The 8,087-nt window shown below is 69.7% G+C and carries 9 protein-coding genes and 1 pseudogene; 8 read left to right on the top strand and 2 right to left on the bottom strand.

What is annotated here, in order from left to right; translation table 11 throughout:
• The 6 genes and pseudogenes from QK444_RS27800 to QK444_RS27775 form a co-directional block, all read left to right on the top strand.
• Positions 1-270 (top strand): annotated as a pseudogene (locus tag QK444_RS27800) (hypothetical protein); the annotation flags it as partial.
• A 27-nt stretch (positions 271-297) separates the two neighbouring features.
• A complete protein-coding gene (locus QK444_RS27795; protein ID WP_282785107.1) occupies positions 298-1,530 on the top strand; it encodes a hypothetical protein in 1,233 nt (410 codons plus the stop codon).
• A gap of 60 nt (positions 1,531-1,590) precedes the next feature.
• Positions 1,591-2,193 carry an acid phosphatase gene (locus QK444_RS27790; protein WP_282785106.1) on the top strand — a complete coding sequence of 201 codons (603 nt, stop codon included), beginning with the start codon at positions 1,591-1,593 and terminating at the stop codon, positions 2,191-2,193.
• A gap of 26 nt (positions 2,194-2,219) precedes the next feature.
• Positions 2,220-2,693, top strand: a complete 474-nt coding sequence (locus QK444_RS27785; protein ID WP_282785105.1) for a GNAT family N-acetyltransferase — start codon at positions 2,220-2,222, stop codon at positions 2,691-2,693.
• A 110-nt stretch (positions 2,694-2,803) separates the two neighbouring features.
• Positions 2,804-3,148, top strand: coding sequence for a YciI family protein (locus tag QK444_RS27780; protein WP_282785104.1), 345 nt, complete (start codon positions 2,804-2,806; stop codon positions 3,146-3,148).
• Between the two features lie 140 nt (positions 3,149-3,288).
• Complete coding sequence (locus QK444_RS27775) at positions 3,289-4,821, top strand: sigma-70 family RNA polymerase sigma factor (RefSeq protein ID WP_282785103.1); 1,533 nt, start codon at positions 3,289-3,291, stop codon at positions 4,819-4,821.
• Between the two features lie 146 nt (positions 4,822-4,967).
• Here the strand turns inward: QK444_RS27775 and QK444_RS27770 are convergent, their stop codons facing one another.
• Complete coding sequence (locus QK444_RS27770; RefSeq protein ID WP_282785102.1) at positions 4,968-5,399, bottom strand: hypothetical protein; 432 nt, start codon at positions 5,397-5,399, stop codon at positions 4,968-4,970.
• An 83-nt stretch (positions 5,400-5,482) separates the two neighbouring features.
• Here QK444_RS27770 and QK444_RS27765 point away from each other — a divergent pair, with 83 nt between their 5' ends.
• Together QK444_RS27765 and QK444_RS27760 are read left to right on the top strand one after the other, a co-directional pair.
• A complete protein-coding gene (locus QK444_RS27765) occupies positions 5,483-6,424 on the top strand; it encodes a diacylglycerol kinase family protein (RefSeq protein WP_282785101.1) in 942 nt (313 codons plus the stop codon).
• Positions 6,425-6,682: 258 nt separating this feature from the next.
• Entirely contained in the window at positions 6,683-6,937 is a 255-nt protein-coding gene (locus tag QK444_RS27760) for a WhiB family transcriptional regulator (RefSeq protein WP_011211115.1), read from the top strand.
• Between the two features lie 283 nt (positions 6,938-7,220).
• On the opposite strand, the gene QK444_RS27755 is transcribed toward QK444_RS27760, so the two are convergent.
• A partial coding sequence (locus QK444_RS27755; RefSeq protein ID WP_282785100.1) for a sensor histidine kinase occupies positions 7,221-8,087 on the bottom strand: 867 nt, incomplete at its 5' end.

Genomic DNA, 8,087 nt, shown 5'->3' with positions numbered 1-8,087 from the left:
GCATCGAACGCAACCGCATCGAGCCGGAGCGCCGACGACGCCTCGGACGCGACAACCGACGCGGCACCGAAACGCACCCGCGCTCGCCGCGCCAAGGCGGATACCGCCGCGGCCGATGCGGGTGCCACCGCGGGAGACACCACGTCCAACGGGTCGGCGGCCGGGATCGTGGAGGGGGCCGCGCCCGCGCAGCGGCGGCGTCGGCGGAAGGCGGAGGAGGGTGCGGTCGTGACGGCCGAGGCCGACACCGCTGTCGCCGCGACGGCCTAGTCGGGCGGATCGGATAGTCTCGCAGACGTGCTCGCACCAGAGCGGCGGACGCGCGCCGATATCGTCATCGCCGCCGCGATCGCCGCTCTGGTGGCGATCGCGGCGGTCGTGGTGTGGTGGACCAGCGACGCGCGGAGTACCGAATCGGTCACCGCGGACCGCACTCTCACCTCCCCGCCCACCCCGGATCACCTCCCCTCCGACCTGCGCGAACTCTGGCACGCCCCGGACGGGGCGGCACAGCGCGCGCTGACGGTCGGCGGGGTCGCGGTGACCGCCGACGGCAGCACCGTGACCGGCCGCGATCCGCGCACCGGCGAACAGGTGTGGATGTACCGCCGCGACCTGCCCCTGTGCGGGGTGGAGTCGCAGTTCGGCATGGTCGTGGCCACCTACCGCGACGATCGCGGGTGCAGCCAGACCACCCAGCTCTACGGTGAGACCGGGGCGCGGCAGACCGCCCGCTCCAGCTATATGGACGATCGCGTCGAACTGACGGTGGACGGCACCCATGTGCTGGCGCTCGGCCCGCGCCGGCTGGAGATGTGGCGCTCGGATCTGGTGCGCACCCTCGAGTACGGGTACGTCGACGCCCCGGTCAACCCGAACACGCAGCCCCGCAGCGGATGCCGATTCCTTTCCGCCGCTTCGAGTTCCAAGAATCTGGCGGTGCTGGAACGCTGCCCGGACGAGGACGCCGACCGGCTCACCGTGCAGAACTCGGCCCCCAAGGACGCCACTGTGCCGGATGTGCACAGCTCCCACGTGCTCACCGCGCCCGGCGGCGCGGACGAGAACGCCCGGGTGCTCGCGGTCTCCGACAGCCGGGTCGCGCTCTACCTACCCCGAAGCGGTTCCAGCGAACCACGATTGGCGCTGTACGACATCTCCGGCAACCCGGTCGCCAACTATCCGCTCCCGGCGGATCTCACCGACGGGGCGCGCACGGCCCGGATCGGCTCGACCGTCTACGCGTTCACCGGCAACAGCCTGATCGCCTTGAACTCCACCACGCTCGCACCGAGCTGGATTCTGGAAAGCGTGCTCGGCACCCCGGCGCTCATGTCGGGCCGCCTGCTGGTCCCGGTCGCCGACGGCCTCGCCGCCGTGGCCCCCGACACCGGTGCGACGAGTTCGCTGATTACCGTGCGGCGCAGCGACTATCACGGCGAACCGATCTCGGTGGCGGTGGTGGGGCCGACCGTGCTGGAGCGGCGCGGCGGACAGCTGTACGCCCTCGGCGGCGGGGACGCCCCGTAACGCACCACCGGCACGCCCGCGTCCCCCGCGCCCGAACGGTCGTCAGGCATGATCGGTTTCATGGCCGACAACGAACACCGCCTGGTCCTGCTGCGACACGGCGAGACCGAATGGTCACGGGCCCGCAAGCACACCGGCCGCACCGACCTGCCGCTGACCGCTGCCGGCGAAGCGCAGGCGCGCACGGCCGCCAAGATCCTGGAAGGGCTGGCGCTGCGCGACCCGCTGGTGATCAGCAGTCCCCGGCAGCGGGCCGTGCACACCGCCGAACTGGCCGGATTCCCCGCCGACCGCGTCGACGACGACCTGGCCGAATGGGATTACGGCGACTACGAGGGCATCACCACGCCGCAGATTCGGGAGCACGATCCGGATTGGACCATCTGGACCGGCACCGTTCCCGGTGGTGAGACGGCCCCGCAGGTGAGCGCGCGCGCCGACCGCGTGCTGGACCGGGTGGGGCCGGAGCTGCGCGACCACGACGTGGTGCTGGTCGGCCACGGCCACTTCTCGCGCGCCCTCATCGCCCGCTGGCTGGACCTCGAGGTGCGGGAGGGCCGCCGGTTCTTCATGTCCACCGCCGGGGTGAGCGTGCTGGGCCACGATCACGACGCGCGTACGCTGCGGGCGCACAATCTGATCGCACATCTGGACGACCTGTAGAAGGGCTTTTCTGTGAAAGGACTTGGATGATCCGCCGCGCCACGCCCGACGATATCCCCGCCCTCGTGGAACTGGTGTACGACCTGGCCGAATACGAGAAGGCGCGCGAGGAGTGCCACCTCACCGCCGAGCAACTGCGCACCGCGCTGTTCGGCCCCGCACCCGCGCTGTTCGCCCATGTGGCCGAGGGGCCGGAAGGCGTGGTCGGCTGCGCCATCTGGTTCCTGAACTTCTCCACCTGGCGGGGTGTGCACGGGATCTACCTGGAGGACCTGTACGTCAAGCCGGAGGCGCGCGGGCGCGGGCTGGGCCGGGCACTTCTGGTGGCGCTCGCGCGGGAGGCCGCCGCGCAGGGGTACGGGCGGGTGGACTGGTCGGTATTGACCTGGAATACGCCGTCCATCGAGTTCTACGAATCGCTGGGCGCGGTCGGCCAGAAGGAGTGGATCGGCTACCGGCTCGAGGGCGATGCGCTGACCGGACTGGCCGCCGAATCCTGAGAGATTCGCGATCCTGAGAGATTCGCGCCGACCCGTCGATTTCGCTTGCCCCCGCGCGTCGAAGAGGTGGATGGTCCGAACAGCGGACCGCACGACGCAGGAGGGACACCATGCCGAAGTACGTGGCACTCATCTTCGACGACGCGCGTTGGGAGAATCCGGAACCCAGCATGCTGGAGCCGGTGTTGCAGCAGCACTACGAGTTCGAGAAGCGCAACGGCGAGGCCGTGCTCGGCGGTGAGGCGCTGGCCTGGCACACCACCGCCACCAGTATCCGGCCCGACGGCAGCGGCGGCTTCCTGGTCACCGACGGCCCCTTCGTGGAGACCAAGGAGAACCTGGGCGGCTTCTACCTGCTCGAGGCCGCCGACCTGGACGCCGCCATCGAGATCGCCAAGCAGATCCCCATGCCGCCCGACTGCGGCGTGGAGGTCCGCCCGGTCCTCGACTACTGACCATGGCACCCGTCGACGCCGGGCGACCGGACCCGGGATCGGACGGCGGCGGGCATCGGCCCGGCCACGCGAGTCCACATGACCGGGACGGCACCGCGAATCTCAGCGGCGGAACGCGATCCGGACCAGGGGGTCGCCCGGTGGGCGTCGACACGGCCGTGGCCGCGGCGGTGGCGGATGCGCATCGGTGCGAGTGGGCGTTCGTGCTCGCGGCGACCTTGCGCGTCACCCGGGATCTGGATCTGGCCGAGGAGTGCGTGCAGGACGCGTACGCGCAGGCGCTGACGCGGTGGGCGGTCGACGGGGTACCCGCGAAACCGGGCGGCTGGCTGACCACCACCGCCCGGAACCGGGCGCTCGACCTGCTGCGCCGCCAATCCACGCTGCGGCGACGGCTGCCGCTGCTGGTGTCCGACGAGACCGGTGCGGACCCGGCCGACGCGGCGCTGGCGGTGGCGGAGATCCCCGACGACCGGCTGCGCCTCATCTGCACCTGCTGCCATCCGGCGTTGTCGATCGAGGCGCAGGTGGCGCTGACCCTGCGGCTGGTGTGCGGGCTCACCACCGCCGAGGTGGCGCGGGCCTTCCTGGTCAGCGAGCCGACCATGGCGGCCCGGATCACCCGGGCCAAGAAGAAGATCGCCGCGGCGCGCATCCCGTACCGGGTGCCCGCCCCCGCCGACCTGCCCGAACGCATCGACGCCGTGTTGACGGTCGTGCACCTGCTGTTCACCACAGGCCACACCGCACCGTCCGGGGACGCCCTGATCCGCCCCGACCTCGCCGACCGCGCCACCGACCTGGCCCGCATGCTCCGCCTGCTGCTGCCCGGCAACGCCGAGGTGACGGGCCTGCTCGCCCTCATCCTGCTCACCGACGCCCGCCGCGACACCCGGGTGGACGCATCCGGGGCCATGGTGCCGCTGGCCGACCAGGACCGCACCCGATGGGACCGCACCCGCATCGCCGAGGGCCTGGCCCTGGTCCGCGCGGCACTGTCGGGCTCGCCCCACGGGACCGGTCCCCGTACCCGCGACTCCCCCGATGACGCCCACCCTGAGCCCGGACCACCGCCCGCCCCCTCCGACAGACCACGACCGTTCGACACCACCCACCCCGACCACGCAGAATCCCCCACCGAACCGCACCCCGCACCACCCGACAGGCCACAACCGTCCGACACCACCCACCCCGACCACGCAGAATCCCCCACCGAACCGCACCCCGCACCCTCCGGCGGGGCGGTGGCCGGAGGCGGCAGCTCGCGCCACCGCGCCGGGTCGTATCCGACAGCGCCCAGCCGGTACGCGCTACAGGCCGCCATCGCCGCCGTACACGCCGAATCCCCCAGCTACGCGGCCACCGACTGGCACGACATCCTCGGCCTCTACGACATTCTGATCCAACGCTGGCCCTCCCCCGTGGTGGCGCTCAACCGCGCCGTCGCGCTCGGCATGGCCGAGGGCCCCGCGGCAGGACTCGCCGCCCTCGAACCCCTCACCGCGGAACCGCGATTGGCCGCCTACCCGTACCTGCCCGCGGCCCGCGCCCACTTCCTGGCCCAACTCGGCCGCACCGACGCGGCCCGCCTGGCCTACGAGGAGGCCATCCTGCTCGCCGACAACGCCCCGCAGCGCGGGTATCTCGCGGCCGAGCTGGCACGGCTGCGCTGAGCCCCGACGTCCGCACGGAGCACCGTCCCGCACAGCGGTGTGGAGCTCCCGGCGACGGCGGCTCGGGGTGATAGGCAAACTACTGGACAGGCGACCAAAAGCCGTCCGTGTGGCGATCAGGGGCCATTGCGGCCCATGCCGGAGCGCTACTTCGACAGGTCGTACCCGGCCGCCATCCAGCGCGTGGAGGCCGGGGCGAACAGGGCCACCAGGGCGGCGAGAGTGACCAGGGCCAGGGGAGCGCCGAGTTCGGGGCGGTCGGAGGTGAACATGTAGTAGGCGACGCCGAGCAGCAGTAACTGGGTGAGGACGGCGATGGCGCGGCCCCAGCGTTTGCCGCGCAGCAGGCCGACACCGGCCGCGAACACCGCACCGCCGACGATCGCGGCGTACGCGGCGGTCAGGTAGCTGTTGCCGGAGTTCTGCGCCGAGCCGTTGATGCCCGCCACCACCAGCGCAACCATGGCCACCAGGCCCGATGCGCCCTCCAGGGTCACCAGCGCGCCCGCCACGCGCACCGTCCTCGGCACGACGTCGGTCGCGCTCGCGTTCTCCGCACCGGAGTTCTGCTCAGCCACCCGCCCAGCCTATCGACCGGGATCAGCCCGGCACGAGGCATGCGGGCGGATCGCACATCGGTTCGCTCAGTAGGCTCCTCAGAGTGCGGACGCTGTTGATCGTGAACCCCAATGCCACCTCCACGACCCCCGAGACACGCGATCTGCTCGCCCACGCACTGGAGAGCCGCACCCAGCTGACCGTGGTACACACCGAGCACCGGGGGCATGCGGCGGAGTTGGCGCAGTGGGCCGCCGATATCGAGATGGACCTCATCGTGGTGCACGGCGGCGACGGCACGGTCAACGAGACGGTCAACGGATTCCTGCCGTTGCCGGGAGCCACCAACCAGCGCGAGCGGTTGCCACGTTTGGGGATCATTCCGGGCGGTTCCGCGAATGTCTTCGCCCGCGCCCTGGGGATCGATCCGGATCCGGTGCGCGCCACCAACCAGTTGATCGATCTGCTCAGCGTGGACAAGGACCGTCGCATCGGTCTCGGCGTCGCCGATGACCGCTGGTTCATTTTCAGCGCCGGTGTCGGACTCGACGCCGATGTCTGCGAGGCCATTGATGCCAAGCGCGCCAACGGACATGCCGCGACCCCGAGCCGCTATCTGCGAACCACCGTCAAACAGTTCTTCAAGGCCAAACGACGCGATCCCATGGTGCGCGTGGTGATTCCAGGTCACGAACCGGTCACGGAAGTGCATTACGCATTCGTGACCAATGCGAGCCCGTGGACCTACCTCGACAACACGCCGGTGCGGACCAACCCGGGCACCTCCTTCGAAACCGGTCTCGGGGTGTTTGCCATGCGCACCATGGCCCTGCTGCCCACCCTCCGCATCGCTCGACAGTTGCTGGCCCCCAATGGAAACCCCAAGGGGGACAAATTGTTTCGCGTGGACGACAGCCCGTCGGTGCGCGTCGAAGCGAGCGAGCCGATCGGTTTGCAAATCGACGGTGACTTCATCGGCCGACGCAACATGGTGAATTTCACAGCCGTACCCGATGTACTGGAAGTCGTCGCGCCGCAGCCGTAGTCGACCCGACACACCTGAGAAACATCGCCGTTGGGCTGCGAAAACCCGAACGAGCGAGTACAAATGATCAGGCAGACCCTCGATGTAGGGGTCTTACAGCGTGAGCTTCCCCACGGTGCACCACACATCTCTTGACATCTACGGTGTTCGTGAAAGCATTCACAAGCAACCGTGCGGAAACATTCGAGTCGCACAAGTGAACGGACCACAAACCCGAAGGGCAGCGTCATGCGCATGCCCTAGCAAAGGAGCAGAGGAATGGACTGGCGCCACAAGGCCATCTGTCGCGACGAGGACCCTGAGCTGTTTTTCCCGGTGGGTAACAGTGGTCCTGCGCTCGCGCAGATCGCCGATGCGAAGCTGGTCTGCGCGCGCTGCCCCGTTACCGCCGACTGCCTCTCCTGGGCTCTGAAGTCCGGGCAGGATGCCGGTGTCTGGGGCGGCATGAGCGAAGACGAGCGTCGCGCTCTGAAGCGTCGCAACGCGCGTACGCGCACCCGCACCGTCGTCTGATTCGGACGACCGGCGTCACCGCCGCAGCCCCCACGACGGCATAGACGCATTTCGGCCCGGCACCCTTCGGAGGTGCCGGGCTCATCCGCCTCTCCAGGACTTTTGCGCACGGCTGATAGCCGTTGACCATCCCACACGCGTGCCGGCGGTCGCCTGCCGAACCGATTTCGGGCGTTCGGCGATGAGTTACCCGTGTCGCAACGAAATCAGTTGTCACGATATCCATCGCAATTCGGCTGTCAGCCACTATGCGAATTCGTTTATGCGATATCGCACGTATTCTTCACCGCGCGGAGCGGCGGCCGAGGGGAACCCGCAGGACCGCGTCGGTGCCGACGTCCTTACCCGGATGCAGGCCGATGGAGCCGCCGAGCTCGGCCGTGACCAGTGTGCGGACGATTTGCAGGCCCAAGCGGTCGGAGCCCTCGAGGCTGAAGCCGTCCGGCAGGCCGCGGCCGTCGTCGCTGATGATCACGTCCAGCCAGCGCGCCGAACGCTCGGACCGAATCGTGACCACGCCGTCCTCCCCGGCGTCGAAGGCATGCTCGATGGCATTCTGCACCAGCTCGGTCAGCACCATGACCAGCGGTGTCGCCCGTTCGGCGGAGAACACGCCGAGCGATCCAGCGCGGCGCACCTTGATCCGCGCGGTGTGCACGGTGGCCACATCGGCCATGATCGGCAACAGCCGATCCACCACCTCGTCGAGATCGACCTCTTCATCCACCGACATGGACAGCATCTCGTGCACCGACGCGATGGAGGTCACCCGCCGCACCGACTCGGTGAGCGCCAACCGCGCCTCCTCGTTCTCGGTGCGGCGCGCCTGTAGTCGCAGCAGGGCCGCCACGGTCTGCAGATTGTTCTTCACCCGGTGGTGGATCTCGCGAATGGTGGCGTCCTTGGACAGCAGCGCCCGATCGCGCCGCTTCACCTCGGTGACATCGCGCACCAGCACCGCCGCCCCGGCGAGCTCCCCGTGCGGGCGCAGCACCAGGGTGCGCAGCAGTACGGTCGCGCCGCGCGCCTCGACTTCCATTCTGCGCCCGGCCTTTCCGGCCAGCGCCGCCTGGATGTCGCCCACCACCTCCTGCGCGTCGAAGGGGTCGGTGATGAGCGAGCGGGTGGTGAGCGCCAGATCCTGGCCGAC

This window comes from Nocardia sp. CC201C (assembly GCF_030010695.1).
GTDB classification, from domain to species: domain Bacteria; phylum Actinomycetota; class Actinomycetes; order Mycobacteriales; family Mycobacteriaceae; genus Nocardia; species Nocardia otitidiscaviarum.
This window is presented reverse-complemented; position numbering and strand designations above follow the sequence as displayed.